Origin of the sequence: Hymenobacter jeollabukensis (genome assembly GCF_005771675.1) — a bacterium.
GTDB classification, from domain to species: domain Bacteria; phylum Bacteroidota; class Bacteroidia; order Cytophagales; family Hymenobacteraceae; genus Solirubrum; species Solirubrum jeollabukense.
The window spans coordinates 146,901-165,652 of sequence record NZ_VAJM01000001.1 but is presented as its reverse complement, the minus strand read 5'-3'; the positions used below and the strand labels follow the sequence as shown (position 1 = coordinate 165,652).

Here is an 18,752-nt window from a genome sequence, read left to right as displayed (position 1 = left end):
TGCGTACCTTGGAGGGAAGCACCACCTTGCTTGGCCGGCCAACTATTTGGATTGCGCGCGGTTATCTGGCACGGTGGCATCCCCACCGTCGGCCATGAATTCGGATAAGGAACGCAAGGACAAAGTAGGCGCCGGCCGCCCCACCCCCACCTCCGCCTACCGGGCCCGGCTACCCTTGCTCGAGCTGGTGCTTTACCTCACCCTGGCCGGCGTCACGATGATGTTTGCCGCCCTGGTGACGCTGTATCTCTACACCCGCACCCACGAGGGCGACGTGGGCAGCCCGCACCCGTTCCCGCGCTGGTTTTCGCTGAGCACGGTGGTGCTCCTGATCAGCAGCTACGTGCTGGCCCAGGCCCCGCGCCTCTACCGCACCGACGAGGTGCCCGCGCTGGCACGCTGCCTCGGGGCCACGTTGCTGCTCGGCTGCATCTTCGCCGGGCTGCAGGTGCTGGGCTGGCGCGAGCTGCAGGATCAGGGCGTGTTTTTCACCCGCGAACCGTCCGGCACCTACGTCTATCTGATTTCCGCCCTGCACGTGCTGCACCTGCTCGGGGGCATGATCTTTCTGGGCGTGCTGCTGGGCCACGCCCTGCGCGCCTCCCGCGACGGAATCCGCACCCTAGTATTCATCCGCAACCCTTACTGGCGCGTCCGACTGCGCCTACTCGGCATCTTCTGGCACTTCGTCGATGCGCTGTGGGTGGTGCTGTTCACGATTTTCCTGTTCCTGTTCTGACCGCCGCTTCAGCCAGTCAGAACCGACTCTCACAACGCACTCGGGCCCGGCAGCAATACCGGGCCCGAGTGGCTTTTTCAGGAAGTTGCGCTTAACGTCAACTGCTTTTACCACAAGTCAGTAGACCAACTGACAACTGACAACTGACAACTGACAACTGACAACTGACAACTGACAACTGACCTACGGCATCACCGTCACGGTGCCCTTGAAACGGCGGCCGTCGGTGTATTCCACTAGGTAGTAGTACACGCCCTCGGCCACGCCGCGGCCGTCCCAGCGGAAGTTGCGGTCGGGCGACTGATATACCTTATTGCCCCAGCGCGAGAAAATGATGACGGATGCAAACCGTTGCTCGCAGAAGTCGGGCGGCAGGGTGGGCAGAGCGAAGTAGTCGTTACGCTGGTCGTTGTTGGGCGTGATGATGTTGGCCGGGATAAACTCCGGGGCCTCCGGCCGCTCCACCTCGAAGCGCGCCACCTGCTGGCGCGGGGCCGGTACGCAGGTGTTGTCGGTCAGCGAAAACGTGACGGTCATCGGCTCCAGCTTGGCCGCCTCGCAGCTGGGTACCCACTGAAACGAGCCGGAAGCCGACCCCGCCGTGCCATTGGCGCTGAAGCTCATGCCCGCCGCCGCCAAGCTGAAGCCGCTGGGCGTGGCCGTCATGGTGAGGTTGTCGCGGTCAGCGTCATTGCCCGAAAGGGTAGCGGTGAAAGTGTCGCCCAGCCGGCGCTTGATGACGATGGTGTCCGGCGGAATCGGGGTGCTGATGAAGTTTGAGGTCAAGACCGGTGGCGTGTTGGCGTACTGCACCTGAATCGGGATGAGCGCGACGGGGCTGGTTTGCCGGTCGAGGCAGGGTGAGGCCGCGGCCACCACCTCAAACTCGTGCAGTCCCCGCGTGATGGCCCTACAATCGACGCGCCAGCGCAGGCGGGCCACCGTGCGGCCGGGCACCGCACTCACCGCCACCAGCTGCGCCCCTACCGAGGCCGGCGTGAAACCCCGCCCGTTCAGCTCCAGGCTCACCGCGTCCAGGTCGATATCGACGCCTTCCACGTCCAACTCTATCAAGTCGCCCACGCGGGCGGTGATGGGGAATTGGGTGGGCGGCGACACCAGGGCCACCGAAGGCGGCTGGTTGGGCGGGCCTTCGGCCGTGAAAGCCACGCGCACTGTATCGCGGCGGGGCAGCGAGCAGCCGTTGTCGGCCACGATGACGTCGAGCAAAAACACCCGGCCGTGCGAGTTGAAGCACTCCGGGAAGCACACCGTCGAGGTCAGCGTGTCGGGCATACCGGGGGCGTGCACGGTACCCTGCGTGAGGGTGGGCGCGGGCACCATGGCCTGCGGGAAATTCACCGCCCGCAGCTCCACCCGCAGCTGCGAGGTGGGGTCGGGGTCGGTGAAGCGCAGGCGCAGGCAGCGGTCCTGGCCCGGCCGCAGGTGCAGGGTATCGCGGCCGGGGCGGTAGGGCTGGGTGCCGGTGCCGGGGGCGCGCACCACCATCTGGGGCGTCTGATTGGCCTGGCAGGCCACCACCAGCAGCTGAAAGTCGCGGCGCGTTTCCCCAATCTTGGTGCCCCGACGGTATTCTGAGCAGCGCACCCCAAACACGTAGAGGCCCAGGGTTGAGGGACGCACCGTCAGGCGGCCCGAGCGCGAATCGATGCCCAGGGTGGGCGTGCCGGGCATCTGGTTGGTGCGGCTCAGGCCCGAGGTCCAGGAAACTTCAGAATACGGAGCAGAACTGGCCTGGGCGGGCCGGGGCTGGTTGGTGCTGGCGTGGCCGTTGAGCGGCGTCACCATGTCGTAAACGAGGGAGTCCCCGTCGGCATCCTGCCCGCCAAAATCAAAGTAAAACAGCTCGCCCACGCAGGCGTAGTCGCTCAGCGGCGGGAAGATGCGCGGCGTGGAGTTGCGAAAGGCCTGTCCGTTGCGCACCACGGCCGGAAACTCCAGGTAGTAGGTCTGCCCGGCGTTGCCCGGGTTCACGATATTGTTGATGACTCCGTTGCGGCAGCAGCGCTCCACGGCCACGTAGTAGCCGTTGGGGCTGTTGTAAGTGCCCTCCGGCAGGGTCAGCAGGGCCGAATACACCAGCTTGCGGGTGCTGAGCGTGCCGATGGCGCAAACGGGGTTGGTGTAGGGCACGAAGCTGTTGCCGGCCGCGTTCAGGGTTACGTCCTGGATGCGGCGGTTGGTGCCCTTCTCAAAAATGCCGGCCGTCGCATCGATGTCGATGGCGCCGGTGCTGCCGTTGATGGCGTCGAAGTAGAGGTTCAGCGTGAGCCGGTACACGCTGCCATTCTGGTACTGCAGGTCCAGCTCGCCGCCCACGATGTGCGTGGCGCGGGCCGGGCGCAGCAGGCCCAGCAGCAAGGCCAGCAGGGGCAGCAATCGACGTAGGTAAAGGTGTAAGCGCATGGGCATAAGGGAAAAATAGCCCGTCGGCGGGCCGCTCGCGCAGGAGATTGGCGCCTACGACGTAGCTTGCAAATTACAACCGAATCAGGCTGATCAAGCCAGCCGGCGGCGTTTTCCTGATCGGTTTTGGCGCCGGCTGCGCCCGCGCTTCTTTGATTCTTCGCAGAACCATTTTCCACGCTTTTCATGCGACTTTTTTACCAGTTTACCGCGGGCCTGTTGTTTGTAGCCGGCGTGGCCCGGGCCCAGCAGCTGGCTGCTCCGCGCCTGAGCCCGGCCGAGCTGACCCTGGGCGGCGAGAAATGCGCCCAGGCCCACATTCGGGCGGCGGCCCGCACGGCCACTTCCTCGGTGCGGCACCGCCAGAAGATGGACCGCTACGACGTGCTCTGGTACAAGCTGGACCTGAACCTGGAAAACACCTCGCGCAACGTCAGCGGCTCGGGGCTGATCCGGGCCCGCAACGTGTCGGGCCAGCCGCTCGATTCGCTGGCCTTCGAGCTGTTCAACCGCGACGCCGTCAACAACTGGGGCTACTTCATCGACTCGGTGGTGGTGGACCGCCGCCGCAGCGGCGGCTGGCGCCGCGCCGGCCACGACGTGACGGCCGCCCTGCCGCAAGCCGTGGCTGCCGGCGCCACTTTCGAGGCGCGCATCTACTACCGCGGCACGGCCCCGCACGGCGGCACGGCCGCCATCGGCAACGCCCTCGACACCGACTCCGACTACGGCGTGAACGTGACCTGGAGCCTCTCCGAGCCCTTCAGCGCCCACGAGTGGTTCCCCGTCAAGCAAGTGCTGACCGACAAGGCCGACTCCTCGGCCGTGTGGGTGACGACCACCAACCCCAACAAGGCGGGCTCCAACGGCGTGCTGCGCCGCGTGACGCCGCTCAGCGGCAACCGCAGCCGCTACGAGTGGCACTCCCGCAAACCTATTGACTACTATCTGATTTCGGTGGCCGTGGCGCCCTACGTGGAGTACGTGAACTACGCCAACCCCGTGGGCGGCCCGCGCATTCCCATCGTCAACTACGTCTACAACCAAGCGGCGCTCAACGACTTTCTCCCCGAAATCAACCGTACGCCGGGCTTCATCGAAAACTACTCCAGCCTGGTGGGGCTGTACCCCTTCGCCAGCGAGAAGTACGGCCATTGCACCGCGCCCATCGGCGGGGGCATGGAGCACCAGACGATGACCACGCAGGACGGCTTCAGCTTCACCCTGACGGCCCACGAGCTGTTTCACCAGTGGTTCGGCGACAACGTGACCTGCGCTTCCTGGGAGGACATCTGGCTGAACGAGGGCTTCGCGTCCTACGGCGAATACCTCTCGCTGGTGCAGTTCGGTGGCACCGCAGCACCCCGGCAGTGGCTGGATCTGACGTTTATGCAGGCCCAGAACAACTATAACTTCAACACTAACACCTACGACCAGTTTCAGCCCGGCGGCTCGGTGCGCGTGCCCGATACCACCAACGTGGGCCGCATTTTCAGCTCCCGCCTGACCTATAAGAAGGGCGCGGCCGTCATCCACATGCTGCGCTACCTGCTCAACGACGACACCAAGTTCTTCAACGCCCTGCGCACCTACCAGAGCACCTACAGCGGCCGCACGGCTCGCACCCGCCAGCTGCAGCAGGTGTTTGAGCAGCAGGCCGGCCGTTCGCTGCAGTATTTCTTCGATCAGTGGTACAGCGGGCAGGGCTACCCCACGTTTGCCGTGCGCTGGAACCAGGTGGGCACCAACCTCTACCTGCGCGTAAACGAAACCGTGTCGATGCCCACCGTCACGCCGTTTTTCCTGACCGATGTGACCTACCGCGTGCGCTACACCAACGGGCAGTCGACCCTGCTGCGCGCCACGCAAAGTCAGGCCAGCACCGACGTCATCAGCACCGTGCCCGCCGGCCTCACCGTCGCCGGCATCGACGTGGACCCCGACCAGTGGGTGCTCGACTACAGCAGCACGGCCGCCCGCGACAACACCCTGATTCTGGCCGCCCGCGCCCCGCAGGCCGTGGCCGCCCTGCCCGCATACCCCAACCCCTGCCACGACGTGCTGCAACTGCCCGAACTGCCGCCGCGCGCCGCCACCGCCGAAGTCACCGACCTGACCGGCCGCGTGGTGCTGCGTCAGCCGCTGCAAGGTGCTGCCACCCAGCTGCGCGTGCAGACGTTGGCGCCCGGCCTCTACCACCTAAGCCTGCGCCAGGCCGATGGCACCCTGGCCGGCCGGACGTGTTTCGTGAAGGAGTAGCGCCGCCTCGTGCCTATAACGCTGCAAGCCCCGGCTGCCACAAGGCAGCCGGGGCTTGATGTTTTCGAAGGCTGAGGACTGATTAGCTGGCAGACGTCTGCGGCACCTGGTTAAAAAGCGCATCCATCAGCTGATCGAAGGAGTAGGCCTCGCAGAACATACTGTCGGCAATGGGGTTGCAGGCCACGCGGATAAAGCCCGGACGGCCGTTCAGGCTGATCAAATCGATGGTGACGGTGCCGAAGCGCTGCTGGCAGCGGCCGGTGTCGGGGCAGTCGGAAGGGCTGGGCTTGAGGAAGTGCTTGGCAATGGTTTCGGTGCACTGCGGCAGGCGGCGGGTGCGCACGTCCGAAGCGGCCAGGTGGTAGCCCAGCGGCAGCATCCGGTCGCGCAGCAGGTCGAAGAGGTGCTGGAAGTTGGCGGCGCCGATGCCGGGGTCGAAAAACAGCAGGGCGCCGGGCTGCCCGCAGGCTTCGAGGCGCTGCACGCGGGGGCCGCCGTGGCAGGGCGGCAGGCCCGCCTTGCAGTAGTGATAGGCCTTGAAATAGGCGCCGAGCCAGGGACGGTATTCGGCTTGTTGCTTCCACTGCTCATACGCCCGCAGCTCGGCCGCTGAACGGTGCAGCGGCTGCCAGTCGGCGTCGGGCCCCGGGCCCTTAAGCAAGCGGCGAAGAAACTGTAGCAAGGTGGGAAACGTGCGCGGAATGAGCTGAAAACACGCATTTCCCGAAATAGTTTCGGCCCTATGGCCGCCAGGGCCTCAGCGCACCCGCTTCCACACCTGCGCCCGCCCCACCAGAGCAAAACCGATGTAGCCTTTCACTTCGAGCAGATCGGGGGCCACCGTGCGCACGTAGCAGGAGTAGGTGCGGCCGTTATCCGGGTCGTAAATCTGCCCGCCGTCCCAGCGGTTTTCGTCGCGGTTGTAGTGCAGGTCCTGGATAATGGTCAGGCCCACGTGCGGCTGGTTGCGGCGCCTGGGGTCGGGGTTGTGCACGTCGAGGCGGGGCTTGCCCTCGGCATCGGTGGCGTGCAGCAGCTGCACGATGCGCCCGCACAGCTGCTCGCCGCAGCGGTAAAACTCCACCTGGGTTTCGCCGGGCTCGTCGGTCCACACGCCCAGGGGCATGGCTGCGGGCGTGGCCGTTTGGCCCCACAGCGCCGGGGAGGCGGTCAGCAGCACGGTCAGAAGCAGAAAACGGAGGAAACGCACGGCGGGAGGCATTAGGCAGGAGGCCCAAGGTACGCAACGCCCCGCACAACCGCTTACCCGGAAACGAACAGCCGCCGACCCCGCAAAACGGAGCCGGCGGCTGAGCCGGATATTAGCAGGCGGGGCGCTTATTTCACCCGCGTCCAGGTCTGCGAGCGGCCAATCAGCGAAAAACCGATGTAGCCCTTCACTTCCATGGTGTTGGCGTTGAGCATCTTCATGTAGCAGGAGTAGGTCTTGCCGCTTTCCGGGTCGTAGATTTTCCCGTCGTCCCACTTGTTGGCCTCGTCGTACTCGAAGTCCTGCATAAACACCAGGCCCAGGCGCGGACGGCTGCGCAGCTTGGGGTCGGGGTTCTGCGAGTCGGTTTTGGGCTTGCCGGTGGCCGGGTCGTTGGGCACCGTCAACGACACGATTTTGCCGCAGAGCTTGTTGCCGCACTTGTAAATCTCGAAGGTGGCTTTCTTCTCGCCGTTGGTCCACACGCCCAGCGGCGTGAGATTTTGGGCGGAGGCCACGCCGAGCGCACCTAGCAGAAACACCAGGCACAGGAGGAGCTTTTTCATGGGCTGAAAAGGGAAGGAAATGAGGTTGGTGGGGAAAATATACAAAACCAGCTTGAAGACGCAACAAGACCGTTTACGCACGGTTGGCAAGTAGTGTACCAAGCCCGCTGCCGGAGCGCCAAAACCATTGGCGCGGCTAAAAAAAATAGCGCTGATAATCAGGAATATGCTGCTGAATCAGCGCTAAGCCCGAAAAAAAGCATCTTTTTGTTTTGAACCATTCGATAGGCGTATAACTTTAGTCATCGTAGCGAGTGCTACAGCCCCGGCCAGCGGACCTAAGTTGTTGGTAGCGCCCCCGACGGTTATGTTTCACCAAAAAGAAAGGAGGTACAAAATGTCTGATAGTCCCAAATCCATCCTGCCAAGCCTGAGTAATGTCGTTCGCTTCACCGCCGAACGCGCGTAACACTCAAGTGTCGCGGGGGGGCGTATGTTTCCCTGCATTACGGCAGGTCTGAACTGAGATGGCCGCACCGGTATCCCCGGTGGCCGGTCGCTTGGTAAGATGGCCCCAGGATTAGAGGCCCGGCTACCTGTGAAGGCAGCCGGGCCTCGCTGTTTTTATATGAATTGCTAAATGGCTGGATGGTTAAATGGTTGACTGTTCAACGTCAGAACGACCAGCCATTTGCCCATTTACAACAGCACGCGCCGGATGCCCAAAAAGCGCCGCTCGTAGTCGGTGCCATCGACCTGGCTGATTTTCACGCCCGGGTCGCGCCGCGACGAGGAGGAATGGACGAAGCGCAGGGGCTGGCCGGGCTCGGAGATGACGATGCCGGCGTGGCCGGGCGTGGTGGCGTCCTGGGCCGTGCCGGTGAAGATGATCAGGTCTCCCTTGCGGGCCTCGGCGCGGGGGACGGCGGTGCCGGTTTTGTACTGCAGGGCCGAGGAGTGGGGCACGTCGACGCCGAACTGCCCGTAGACGTAGGTGAGGAAACCGGAGCAGTCGAAGCCGCCTTCGGGGGTGGTGCCGGCGTAGCAGTAGGCCTTGCCGAGCTGGCGCAGGGCGAAGCTCACGAGCTGGTCGGCGCGGTCGGCGGAGGCGTGGCGGCGGGGGGCGGTGGCGGCGCGGTACACCACGGCGCGCACGGGCGGCAGGTCGCCGCTGGCGGGCACGGGGGCATCGGGGCGCAGCTGCTGCCAGCCCAGTACGCCCAACAGCAAAGTCATCAGGGCTCCAAACATGAGCCAAACGGTACGCATAATTCGGGCCAGCCCGGGCGCGGTGTGGAACGCCGGGCGGCTGCTGGGACTAACGTAGCCGGGCCGGCGGGCGTTACGCGGGGAACGGAAACGGGCTTTTTCGGGCTTACCTTGCAGCCCCGCGCCGGCGCGGCCGTCAGTGGCGGCACGCCGCCCGCGCGGTTTTCACTCACTCCACCGTTTTTCATGCTGACTACTACCTGGCGCCGCCTTGGCGCTACGGCGGCCCTGGCCCTGCTAGGCGCGGCCCCGGCGCTGGCCGCCCCCACGCTGCGCTACGTGCTGTCGATGCCGGCCCCGCAAACGCACTACTTCGAAGTTGAAATGCAGCTCAGCGGCTTCTCCGGCCGCAGCACCGACGTGAAGATGCCGGTGTGGGCACCGGGCTCCTACCTGGTGCGGGAGTTTGCCAAGAACGTAGAGGGTTTCACGGCCCAGGCCGGCGGCAAGGAGCTGGCCGTCGACAAGCTCAACAAGAACACCTGGCGCATCACCCACGCGGGCCAGAAGGACTTCACGGTGCGCTACCGGGTGTACGCCAACGAGCTGAGCGTGCGCACCAGCTTCGTGGATGCCTCGCACGGCTACCTCAACGGCACCAGCGTGTTTATGTACCCCGAGGGCCAGAAGCAGCTGCCGGCGCAGGTGGAAGTGCGGCCTTTCGAGGGCTGGAAGGAAGTATCGACCAGCCTGAAGCCGGCCGCGCAGGCCGGGCCGTCGTTTACGTTTCTCTCCTCGAACTACGACGAGCTGGCCGACTCGCCCATTGAAATCGGCAACCACAAGGTGCTCAGCTTCGACGTAAACGGCACGCCGCACCGCATTGCCATGTACGGGCAAGCCAACGTCGATGAGCAGCGCCTCACGGCCGACTTCAAACGCGTGTGCGAATCGGCGCAGAAAGTGGTGGGGCAGAATCCGCTGGACCGTTACCTGTTCATCATCCACAACCTGGAGCGCGGCGGCGGGGGCCTGGAGCACCTGTTTTCAACCACCCTGGAAATTTCGCGCAACGCCTACAACACGCCGGTGGGCTACGAGGGCATCCTTGGGCTGGCCGCGCACGAGTATTTCCACCTCTGGAACGTGAAGCGCATCCGCCCCATCGCGCTGGGGCCCTTCGACTACGACCGGGAAAACTACACCCACATGCTCTGGCTGAGCGAGGGCGGCACCGAATACTTCTCCAACCTCATCGTGCAGCGCGCCGGCTTCCAGAAGCCCCAGCAGTACCTCGACCAGCTGGCCACCGGCATCACGCGCGTCGAAAACACGCCCGGCAACAAGGTGCAGTCGGCCGCCGAGGCCAGCTGGGACGCGTGGATCAAGTACTACCGCCCCAACGAAAACTCGCCGAACGCGACTATCAGCTACTACGACAAGGGCGAGGTTATCGGGGCGGTGCTGGATCTGATGGTGATTAACGCCACCAAGGGCCAGAAAAGCCTGGACGACGTGATGCGCTACCTCTACGACCAGTACTACAAAAAGGCAGGCCGGGGCTTCACCGACGAGGAATACCAGGACGCCGTGGCCAAAGTCGCCGGCCGCCGCTTTGATGAGTTCTTCCGCCAGTCGGTGTACGGCACCAAGCGCCTCGACTACGAAGGGGCGCTGGGCTACGCCGGTCTGCGCCTGGTTACGGCCGCCGGGCAGGACGCTTCGCTCGGTGCTACCGTCAGCACCACCTCGGGTAAGCCCGTGGTGAGCAGCGTACTGCGCGACGGCAGCGCCTGGCAGGGCGGCCTGAACGTGAGCGACGAAATCCTGGCCGTCGACGGGCTGCGCCCCCCCACCGACATTGCCCAGAGCCTGGCCGCCCGCCCGGTGGGCAGCCCGGTGCGCCTGCTGGTGCTGCGCGACGGGCAGACGCGGGAGCTGACCGTGCCGTTGCTGGCCGGCACCGCCGCCCGCTACCGCATCGAAATGACGCCGGACGCCTCGCCAGAGCAGCTGACCGTGCGCCGCAAGTGGCTACAGCTGGCGCAGTAATATCCAGAGTTGTTTAGTGCAAAAAGCCCCGCTGAAACCATTCAGCGGGGCTTTTTTGTGACTGGCGCCGGTTTAGCGAGCAAAGCGAGTGTAACCGGTGCCTGGTTTCGGGCAGGCTTTCAGCCTGCGTGCAGCGCCCGGCCAAGCTGCCGGACCGATACCGCAACGTTCAACGCAGGCTGAAAGCCTGCTTTATTTTCGGCACCGGTTACGCTTCACTTCGTGTCGCTAAACCGGCGCCAGTCGGGCCAGCCGGGCCAGCCGGACCTACTGTACCAGCGCCCCCACTGCGCGGGCCAGGTTCACGCGGCCGTAGCCAAAGTTCGGGTCGCGGTTGGTGGCGTTGGAGCTGGCGGCCACGAGGCGGGCTTTGATCTGCTCCCGCGTTTCGGTGGGGTACTTGCTCCAGACCACGGCGGCCATAGCGGCCATGGAGGCGGTGCTGACCGAGGAGCCGCCGACGGTGCTGGGCGCGTCGCCGCTCATGGCCAGGGAGAGGGGGCGCAGATTGTTGCTGCTGCGCTGCATCACCACCGTAAATTCCACGTCCGAGCCGACGTGGCACTCGTCGCAGCGGGTGGTGAGGTTGTCCTTCACGCCCGTCACGGCCACGGCTTCGGCCATGCTGGCGGGGAAGATGACGCCCACCCAGCCGGCCGACCAGTCGAAGGACGTGCCGGCGGCGCAGAAGATGAGCTTGCCGCGGCCGTAGGCGTAGCGGATGGCATCGGCCAGCTGCGAGGAGCTGGTGACGCGGCCCATGCTCATGGAGATGATGCGCACGTCGGCGCGGTTGGCGGCCAGGGTGTAGGCGTCGGAAATGCCCTGCACCTCGCGGGAAGCATCGATGAACACGTCCTCAGCGGCGCGGATGGTAATCAGGTTGGCGCCGTAGGCAATGCCCACGGAGGCGCCGTCGGTGCCGCGGGGCGCGGCGGCGGCGCCGGCCATGCTGGTGCCGTGCCCGCAGCCGTCGTTGGGCGTTTCGGCCGCGCCGTAGGGAATGCCGAATATGCTGTTGCGCGGCAGCGTGACGAGCCGCTCCACGGTGCGGCCGGTGCTCAGGCCCTGGTTGAAGGCCGAGCCGAGGTTTTCCTGGGTGTCCGACGAGCCGGTGTCGATGATGACCAGCTTGACGCCCGCGCCGGTGCTCTGCGACCAGGCCGCCCGGATGCCGTGGTAGGTGTCAGCCTGGTTCCACGACGACTTGCTGCCGCCCGTGAGCACGGTGTAGTCGGAGCCGGCCACCAGGCCGGCGGTGGCGGTGTTGTTGCCGCAGCCGCTGCTGCTCAGGCTGGCGGTGGTGCGGCTGGCCGAGCCGTCGGGGTGGTAGGGCTCGTAGCCCATGGGCTCGGCGTAGCGCACCAGGCCAGAGCGGCGCAGGGCCCGTACGGTAGCCAGCTCGCGCACCCGCACCGTGAGCACAGGCAAGGTCGACTGCTGGAAGATGATGAGGTTGTCGGCCGTCACTTCGGGGTGCGCGGCGCGCTCCGAGGCCAGGATGAGGTCGAGCACCTGCTGGCGGGCCTGCTGGTAGGCCGGGTCGGTGCGGGCGTCATCGGGCAGGGCGGCATTCTGGCCGCAGCGGCCGGCGGGGGCGTAGCCCACGCTCAGCACCTGGTCGGAGCGCTGCAGGGCGCTCCACACGACGTGGTCGGTGGCTTGGCGCCAGTCGTAGCTGCCGGACTGGCGCACGCGGGTCCAGATCTGCTCATCGAGCTGAGCGGCGGTGAGGGCTTCGCCGGCCAGCTCCGGTTCGGGCTGCAGCTGACTCAGCTCCTTGTCGGCCGATTGGCAGGCGCCCAGCCACAGCAAGGCTGCGGCCGCGGCGTAGCGGGTAAAATGGGGCATAAAGTGGTGCTTTGGGGTGAGAATGAGAACATTCCGACAAGGCACGAAAAATCGGCGAGTATTGCAACATGCATAACAAATTTCCCCGTGGGTTCCAGCGGGTTCCGGCTTGGAGCTGGATTATCCCGGCCAGATTCGACGGGTGAAACCCGTCCATTCGGGCGGGCCGCGCGTAGGAGGTAGCGCCGCCGGCGGACCTTGCGCTTGGCCCGCCGCCCGTTTTTGCCGATGAATCCTCTCTTGCGAATTGTGCTGCTGGCCGGTGGGCTGGCAGCGGCCACTGCCACCCGGGGCCAGAACCGCCCGGCCATTGTCGTCAACGGCGCCCCGTTTCAGGACTGCCAGCTGCTGCGGGAGCTGCGCACCCTGGCGCTGCCCGTCGGCCGCCCCGACACGCTGATGGTGGAGTTTATCGTGGTGCGTGGCTACCGGCCCATCGGGGTGCGGCAGTTTCCGTCGGTGGCTGCGTTCAATGAGTTCGACGTGCTGAGCTGGCTGAACACGCCCGGCGTGGCCCCGCCCTCGGCCGCGCAGGTGCCGCGCCGCTATGAGCTGCCCATGCGCTCGAAGGTGCAGGGCGGCGACCAGCTGGTGGTGACCGTAGGCCGGCTGGCCAAGGGCCGGCGCATCATGGACGACCGGCAGCTGATCGACCAGACCTACCACATCCTGCTCTGCGACGAGCAATAAGCCCCAAAAAATGCGCCGGCCCGCCGCCCTTTCGGGTGGCGGGCCGGCGGCCATAACGAGCAAGAGCAATTCGGGGCTAGTACACCCGCTTCAGGGACACGTTGCGCGTGGGCGTGATGATGAGCGGCACCTTCTCGATTTTCACCGACGAAGTATCCAGCCCGAAGTACTTGTCCTCCGAGGCAATGAACTGCTTGATGTAGAAGTAGGCCTGCATCACCAGGTTTTCGACGAAGGGCAGCTCGTTTTCCACCGAGAGGAATTTCTCCAGCACCACGAAGCGGAAGTCGCCGGTGACGTGCTGCTTGCTCAGCGACTCGTAGCGCGAGGTGATGTCCACCTCCTTGTTGCGCACCAGGTCTTCCACCACTTTGCGGAAGTAGAGGTTGATGCGCTGCTCGACGCGGAAACCCAGGCGGAAGGTCACCCGGAACGCGTCGTTCTGGGCCAGCTCGGTCACCTTGTACTCCATCGTGTACGGCTCGTCGGTGGTGTCCACGTGCACGAACCAGTAGATGTCGGCGCGCTTGGGGCGCTTCTGGAAGATGCTGTAGATGATTTTTGACTCGATTTCGGACTGCCGCTCGGCCGAGGACATGAACACCAGGTGGGTGGCGTACTTGGGCACGGTTTCGTCGTTGCTGAGCTCCTTCAGGGCGTCCATGTACGGCTCGATTTTCACGAATTCCGTCAGGCGGCGCTTGATGAAGTAGGCCCGCAGCCAGATGTACATCACCGAAATCAGGCAGAGGCTGATGGCCACCGACACCCAGCCGCCGTGGGGGAACTTGATGAGGTTGGCCACCAGGAAGGAGCCCTCGATGCCGCCGTACACCAGCACGAACAGGGCAATCAGCGGCAGCGCCACGCGCTTGGCCCGCAGCCACATCGAGAGCAGCAGCGTGGTCATGAGCATGGTGATGGTAATGGCCAGGCCGTAGGCGGCTTCCATGTGCTCGGAGCGCTGAAAGTAGAGCACCACCGCAATGCAGCCCAGCAGCAGCAGGCGGTTCATGGAGGGCACGTAGAGCTGGCCCTTCACGTCGGTGGGGTAGTTCAGGCGCACTTTGGGCCACATGTTCAGGCGGATGGCCTCGGCCACCAGCGTAAACGAGCCCGTAATCAGCGCCTGCGAGGCAATGATGGCGGCAATGGTGGCAATGCCGATGCCGATGAGCAGAAACCACTCGGGCATCAGGGCGAAGAAGGGGTTGCGGCCGTTGAGCTGCTCGCCCGCGTGGGCCACCAGCCAGCCGCCCTGCCCGAAGTAGTTGAGCACCAGGCAGGCCTTGACGAACACCCAGCTGATGCGGATGTTGCCCTTGCCGCAGTGGCCCAGGTCGGAGTACAAGGCCTCGGCCCCGGTGGTGCAGAGGAACACGGCGCCCAGCAGCCAGAAGCCGCCCGGCGTGTTCACCAGCATGTTGTAGGCGTAGTAGGGGTTGAGGGCCTTCAGGATTTCGGGGTGCTGCACGATGCCGTGCACGCCGAGCACCGCCAGCATGGTGAACCAGAGGAACATAATCGGCCCGAAGGCCTTGCCCACAATCTGGGTGCCGAAGCTCTGCAGCAGAAACAGCCCGCACAGAATGGCAATGACGATGTACATCGTCGGAATGCCGGGGTACACCGCCTCCAGCCCTTCAATGGCCGAGGACACCGAAATGGGCGGGGTGATGACGCCGTCGGCCAGCAGGGCCGCGCCGCCGATGATGGCCACCGCCGACAGCCAGGCGCCGCGGCGGCGCACCAGGGCGTACAGCGAGAAAATGCCGCCTTCGCCGTTGTTGTCCGCGTTCAGCGTGAGCAGCACGTACTTGATGGTGGTCTGCAGCGTGAGCGTCCAGAGCACGGCCGAGATGCCGCCGTACACCAGGTCCTGGGTGATGACCTCGGGCACGATGGCCTTCATCACGTACAGCGGCGAGGTGCCGATGTCGCCGTAGATGATGCCCAGGGCAATAAGCAGGCCCGCCGTGGAAATGGCGGTGTGAGCGTGGGGCGCGGTGGCAGTAGCCTTGCCGTCGACCAGGGTTTTGGTGTCACTCATAAGGGCGCGACAACGAAGAATAAGTGGGCCTCTGAAAATGAGGCGCGCAAAGGTAAGGATGCAGCCCGAACCGGACCGCGCCAGCCGGGCCGGCGCTACAATTCGTCGGGCGCGGGAGCCGACTCATCCGTCGGGCCGTAGCCGAACTCCGCGGCACGCAGCGCCGCGGCCTGGGCCGCTTCGGCTTCCTGGGCGGCCAGCAGGGCCAGGGCCTCCTGAGCGGCGCGCTGGTGGCGCAGGTGAATGCGGATGTTGGTTTCGGCGCCCAGCTGCTGCCAGCCGGTCAGCTCGCCGGGCAGGGCGTGGTGCTGGTCGTCGAGGCCGAGGCGGGCAAGGCGGACGCGGTTGGCCCCGCGCTGGCCCCAGGCCAGCATCAGCGCCCCCGCCACCATGCCCAGCATGGCCGAAGGGGTGCGCAGCCAGTTTTGCAGAAAAGCCAGCGCTACGCCGCCGAGCGTGAAGGCACCCAGCAAAATCCACAGCAGCCAGCGCACATGCTGCACCGTCACGCGCTCCAGCTCCAGCAGGCTGTAGTGCCGCCCGTCGAGAATCAGCTCGTCGTCGGTGAGGCGCCAGCGGCCGTCGGCGCTCTGCACGGGCGGGCGGGGCGGCGGCAGCGGCGGGGGCGCGAAGCTGTAGTAGGGCTGTTCCATGACCGTCGGGTAAAACGTAACAGGTGACAGGTAACACGTCGGGAGGCCGCCGGTTTGAGCGGCCGGGCCGGGGCAGGGGGCACACCCGCTGCCATCGACCTGTTACGTGTCACCTGTCACCTGTTACCTATATCACCTACCCGTTGACTTTCAGCAGCTCCACGTCGAAGACCAGGGCCGAGTTCGGGCCGATGTCGCGGCCGGCGCCGCGGGGGCCGTAGGCCAGGTTCGACGGGATGTAGAGGCGCCACTTCGAGCCCTCGGGCATCAGCTGCAGGGCCTCTGTCCAGCCGGCAATAACCTGGTTGACGCCGAAGGTGGCCGGCTCGCCGCGCTGGTAGCTGCTGTCGAACACTTTGCCGTCGGTGAGCGTGCCGTGGTAGTGGGTCGTCACCGAGCTGCGCGGGCCGGGCTTGGGGCCCGAGCCTTCCTGCAGCACTTCGTATTGCAGGCCGCTGGGCAGGGTGGTCACGCCGGGCTTCTTGCCGTTTTCGGCCAGGAAGGCTTCGCCGGCGGCTTTGTTGTCGTTGCCGGCGCCGGGGGCGGCGTCGTCTTCCTCTTCTTCGGCGCCGCCCATCTGCTGCTGAAACTGCTGCATGGCCTGCTGCATCTGCTCGGGCGAGAGTTGGCTGGGCTTGCCGCTGAGGGCTTCTTTGAGGCTGGTGGCCAGCACGTCCACGTCGAGGTCGAGGCCCTGCTGGGCGAAATTACGGGCCAGGTCGCGGCCGATGATGTAGCTGATTTGCTGCTTGAGCGAGGTCAGTTCCATGGGGTTGGGGTTGGATTGAAAAGGACAGCCGCAGCCGTCAGACGGACGGTTATACGACGGCGGGCGCGAAGGTGCGGAAAAAACCCGGGCCGCTGCGGCCGGGCCAGCCGCTGGCAGTTTCCGCGCCAGCCTGCCGGGTGCGTCACATTGGCATGATGCGCCCCGCCGCGCCACCGGCTACTTGCCGAATATCCGTTGCAGAAACGCCACTGTGTATTGCAGGGTGGGCTCAAACCAGGGATTGAACAGCGGGAAGGGGTGGGGCGCCTCCGGGAAGCTCTGCACCTCGCTGTAGATGCCCCGCGCGTCGAGCTGCCGGCGCATATCGTCGCGGCCGGCGTGCATGCGCGCCACGCCGCTGTTGATGAAGAGAATGGGCGGCGTCTGGGCCGAGACGTGGTTGAGCGGGGCGGCCTGCTGCCAGAGGTCGGGCCGCTCGGTTTTCGAGGCCCCAAACCACAGCGTGGCCGCCGAGGGGCCCTTCCGGTCGTCGCCCTCGCCCGATTCGGGGTGAATGAAAGCCAAGGTGCCGTCGGCATCGATGATGGCCTGCACCCGGCTGCTGCGGCTGCGGTAGCAGGAACCGGCCTCGAAGAGCGGGTCGTCGGCGGTGGTGCCGACGAGCGTGGCCAACTGCCCGCCCGCCGAGAAGCCCCAAATGGCTACTTTGCTTGTGTCCACCTGGTAGGTGTGGGCGTTGGCGCGCAGCCAGCGCAGGGCGGTTTTCAGGTCCTGCACCGCCGCCGGGTAGGGCGCTTCGGTGCTCAGCCGGTACTCGGCCGTGACGGCCACGTAGCCGCGCGCGGCCAGCTGCTGGGCCAGTGGCACGTGCTGGCTTCGGTCGCCGCTGCGCCAGCCGCCGCCGTGCACGATGAGCACGGCCGGAAACTGCTGTTTGCGCCGGGCTTTGGGGTAAAACACGTCGAGGCGCAGGGCCCGGCCGCCGTCGAGCGTGCAGTAAGTCAGGTTCGGGGCCGTGCGGATGGTTTTCGGCACGGCCGGCCGGGCCACGGTAATGTTCGGATTCTGCTTTTTGGCCTTCACGTAGGCGCTGTGCGTGGTGAAGGAGGTGTCGCGCGGGGTGGGGGCGGGCTGCTGGGCCAGCGCCGGGCTAGCCAGCAGGCCAACGAGGCTGCCCACGAGCCAGCCGCGCCGGCCGGGAAACAGGGCGAAAAAGCGCATGGGCGGGCGGGGTAAATCAAACACGGGCCAAAGCTACGCGCCCGGGCTGGAACCCGCCGGGCCCGGCCGCTTATCACCCATTTATGTGATTGCGCCGTGTTGCCAGGCTGCAGTTATTGACCGAAAATCCTAACTCCCTCAGTCGCATGGAACTACGCATACAGAATCTTTCCAAAACCTATCCCAACGGCGTGCGGGCCCTGCGCGACGTGACGCTGACCATTCCCAACGGTATGTTCGGCCTACTCGGGCCCAACGGCGCGGGTAAATCGACGCTGATGCGCACCATTGCCACCCTGCAGGAGCCCGACAGCGGCAGCATCCAACTGGGCGACATCGACGTGCTGCGCGAGAAAGAGCGGGTGCGCCGGGTGCTGGGCTACCTGCCCCAGGAATTCGGGCTGTATCCCAGCGTGTCGGCCGAGGCCCTGCTCGATTACTTCGCCGGGCTCAAGGGCATCCGGGACGGGGCTGAGCGCAAGGCCGCCGTGGAAAGCCTGCTGCAGCAAACCAACCTCTGGGACGCCCGCAAGAAAGCCGTGGGCGGCTACTCCGGCGGCATGCGCCAGCGCTTCGGCATTGCCGTGGCCCTGCTCGGCAGCCCCCAGCTCATCATTGTGGACGAGCCCACCGCCGGCCTCGACCCGACGGAGCGCAACCGTTTCCTCGACCTGCTCAGCGAAATCGGCGAAAACGTGGTGGTGATTCTGAGCACACATATTGTCGAAGATGTCACCGAGCTGTGCCCCCACATGGCCATCATTGCTCAGGGCGAAGTGGTAGCCACCGGCTCCCCCAACGACGTCATCGGCGAAATCCGGGGCAAGGTGTACCGCACCAAGACCGAAAAGGCGGCCCTGGCCCAGCTGCGCGAGCAGCACGAGGTCATCAGCTCCAAGCTGGTGGCCGGGCAGCCGGTGGTGCGCGTGTTCAGCGAGACGCCTATCAACGGCATCTTCCAGCCCGCCGAAGCCACCCTGGAAGATGTGTACTTCCACCGGCTGGCGCGGAAGGCGAAAGGAGTTGAGGCTTAAATCCTGAACGTCATGTCGAGCGAAGTCGAGACATCTCGCGTGCTGATGACAGATAGCAACTGCTGCTCAAGGAGGAAATTGCTATCCGGCGAGATGTCTCGACTTCGCTCGACATGAC

At 65.5% G+C, this 18,752-nt stretch carries 15 protein-coding genes; 5 read left to right on the top strand and 10 right to left on the bottom strand.

What is annotated here, in order from left to right; all coding sequences use genetic code 11:
* Positions 1 to 94 precede the first annotated feature (94 nt).
* Positions 95 to 739, top strand: coding sequence for a cytochrome c oxidase subunit 3 (locus tag FDY95_RS00735; RefSeq protein WP_138074810.1), 645 nt, complete (start codon positions 95 to 97; stop codon positions 737 to 739).
* A gap of 183 nt (positions 740 to 922) precedes the next feature.
* Here FDY95_RS00735 and FDY95_RS00730 read toward each other — a convergent pair whose 3' ends face one another.
* The gene (locus tag FDY95_RS00730; protein WP_138074809.1) at positions 923 to 3,166 is read right to left on the bottom strand and encodes a T9SS type B sorting domain-containing protein; all 2,244 of its coding nucleotides are present in this window, start codon (positions 3,164 to 3,166) and stop codon (positions 923 to 925) included.
* A gap of 186 nt (positions 3,167 to 3,352) precedes the next feature.
* On the opposite strand from FDY95_RS00730, the gene FDY95_RS00725 reads away from it, so the two are divergent.
* On the top strand, positions 3,353 to 5,425 hold the full coding sequence (locus FDY95_RS00725) for a M1 family aminopeptidase (protein WP_138074808.1): 2,073 nt from the start codon (positions 3,353 to 3,355) through the stop codon (positions 5,423 to 5,425).
* An 82-nt stretch (positions 5,426 to 5,507) separates the two neighbouring features.
* Here FDY95_RS00725 and FDY95_RS00720 read toward each other — a convergent pair whose 3' ends face one another.
* From FDY95_RS00720 to FDY95_RS00705, 4 genes are all read right to left on the bottom strand, one after another.
* A complete protein-coding gene (locus FDY95_RS00720; protein WP_138074807.1) occupies positions 5,508 to 6,110 on the bottom strand; it encodes a hypothetical protein in 603 nt (200 codons plus the stop codon).
* Between the two features lie 75 nt (positions 6,111 to 6,185).
* Positions 6,186 to 6,638, bottom strand: a complete 453-nt coding sequence (locus FDY95_RS00715; protein WP_246073890.1) for a DUF2147 domain-containing protein — start codon at positions 6,636 to 6,638, stop codon at positions 6,186 to 6,188.
* A 128-nt stretch (positions 6,639 to 6,766) separates the two neighbouring features.
* Positions 6,767 to 7,204: a DUF2147 domain-containing protein gene (locus FDY95_RS00710; protein WP_138074806.1), complete on the bottom strand. Its 438-nt coding sequence runs from the start codon at positions 7,202 to 7,204 to the stop codon at positions 6,767 to 6,769.
* A 639-nt stretch (positions 7,205 to 7,843) separates the two neighbouring features.
* Positions 7,844 to 8,380 carry a C40 family peptidase gene (locus FDY95_RS00705; protein WP_171025468.1) on the bottom strand — a complete coding sequence of 179 codons (537 nt, stop codon included), beginning with the start codon at positions 8,378 to 8,380 and terminating at the stop codon, positions 7,844 to 7,846.
* Positions 8,381 to 8,599: 219 nt separating this feature from the next.
* Between FDY95_RS00705 and FDY95_RS00700 the strand changes: the two genes are divergently transcribed.
* Positions 8,600 to 10,405, top strand: coding sequence for a M61 family metallopeptidase (locus FDY95_RS00700; protein WP_246073889.1), 1,806 nt, complete (start codon positions 8,600 to 8,602; stop codon positions 10,403 to 10,405).
* Between the two features lie 267 nt (positions 10,406 to 10,672).
* On the opposite strand, the gene FDY95_RS00695 is transcribed toward FDY95_RS00700, so the two are convergent.
* Positions 10,673 to 12,256 carry a S8 family peptidase gene (locus FDY95_RS00695; RefSeq protein ID WP_138074804.1) on the bottom strand — a complete coding sequence of 528 codons (1,584 nt, stop codon included), beginning with the start codon at positions 12,254 to 12,256 and terminating at the stop codon, positions 10,673 to 10,675.
* A gap of 228 nt (positions 12,257 to 12,484) precedes the next feature.
* Here FDY95_RS00695 and FDY95_RS00690 point away from each other — a divergent pair, with 228 nt between their 5' ends.
* A complete protein-coding gene (locus FDY95_RS00690; RefSeq protein WP_138074803.1) occupies positions 12,485 to 12,946 on the top strand; it encodes a hypothetical protein in 462 nt (153 codons plus the stop codon).
* 76 nt (positions 12,947 to 13,022) lie between these two features.
* On the opposite strand, the gene FDY95_RS00685 is transcribed toward FDY95_RS00690, so the two are convergent.
* From FDY95_RS00685 to FDY95_RS00670, 4 genes are all read right to left on the bottom strand, one after another.
* Positions 13,023 to 14,996, bottom strand: a complete 1,974-nt coding sequence (locus FDY95_RS00685; RefSeq protein WP_138074802.1) for a KUP/HAK/KT family potassium transporter — start codon at positions 14,994 to 14,996, stop codon at positions 13,023 to 13,025.
* A gap of 95 nt (positions 14,997 to 15,091) precedes the next feature.
* Complete coding sequence (locus FDY95_RS00680) at positions 15,092 to 15,649, bottom strand: hypothetical protein (protein WP_138074801.1); 558 nt, start codon at positions 15,647 to 15,649, stop codon at positions 15,092 to 15,094.
* Between the two features lie 136 nt (positions 15,650 to 15,785).
* Positions 15,786 to 16,418, bottom strand: coding sequence for an FKBP-type peptidyl-prolyl cis-trans isomerase (locus FDY95_RS00675; RefSeq protein WP_138074800.1), 633 nt, complete (start codon positions 16,416 to 16,418; stop codon positions 15,786 to 15,788).
* 177 nt (positions 16,419 to 16,595) lie between these two features.
* Positions 16,596 to 17,600, bottom strand: coding sequence for an alpha/beta hydrolase (locus tag FDY95_RS00670; RefSeq protein WP_138074799.1), 1,005 nt, complete (start codon positions 17,598 to 17,600; stop codon positions 16,596 to 16,598).
* A 146-nt stretch (positions 17,601 to 17,746) separates the two neighbouring features.
* Here FDY95_RS00670 and FDY95_RS00665 point away from each other — a divergent pair, with 146 nt between their 5' ends.
* Positions 17,747 to 18,634: an ABC transporter ATP-binding protein gene (locus tag FDY95_RS00665; RefSeq protein ID WP_138074798.1), complete on the top strand. Its 888-nt coding sequence runs from the start codon at positions 17,747 to 17,749 to the stop codon at positions 18,632 to 18,634.
* The last annotated feature ends 118 nt before the right edge of the window (positions 18,635 to 18,752 follow it).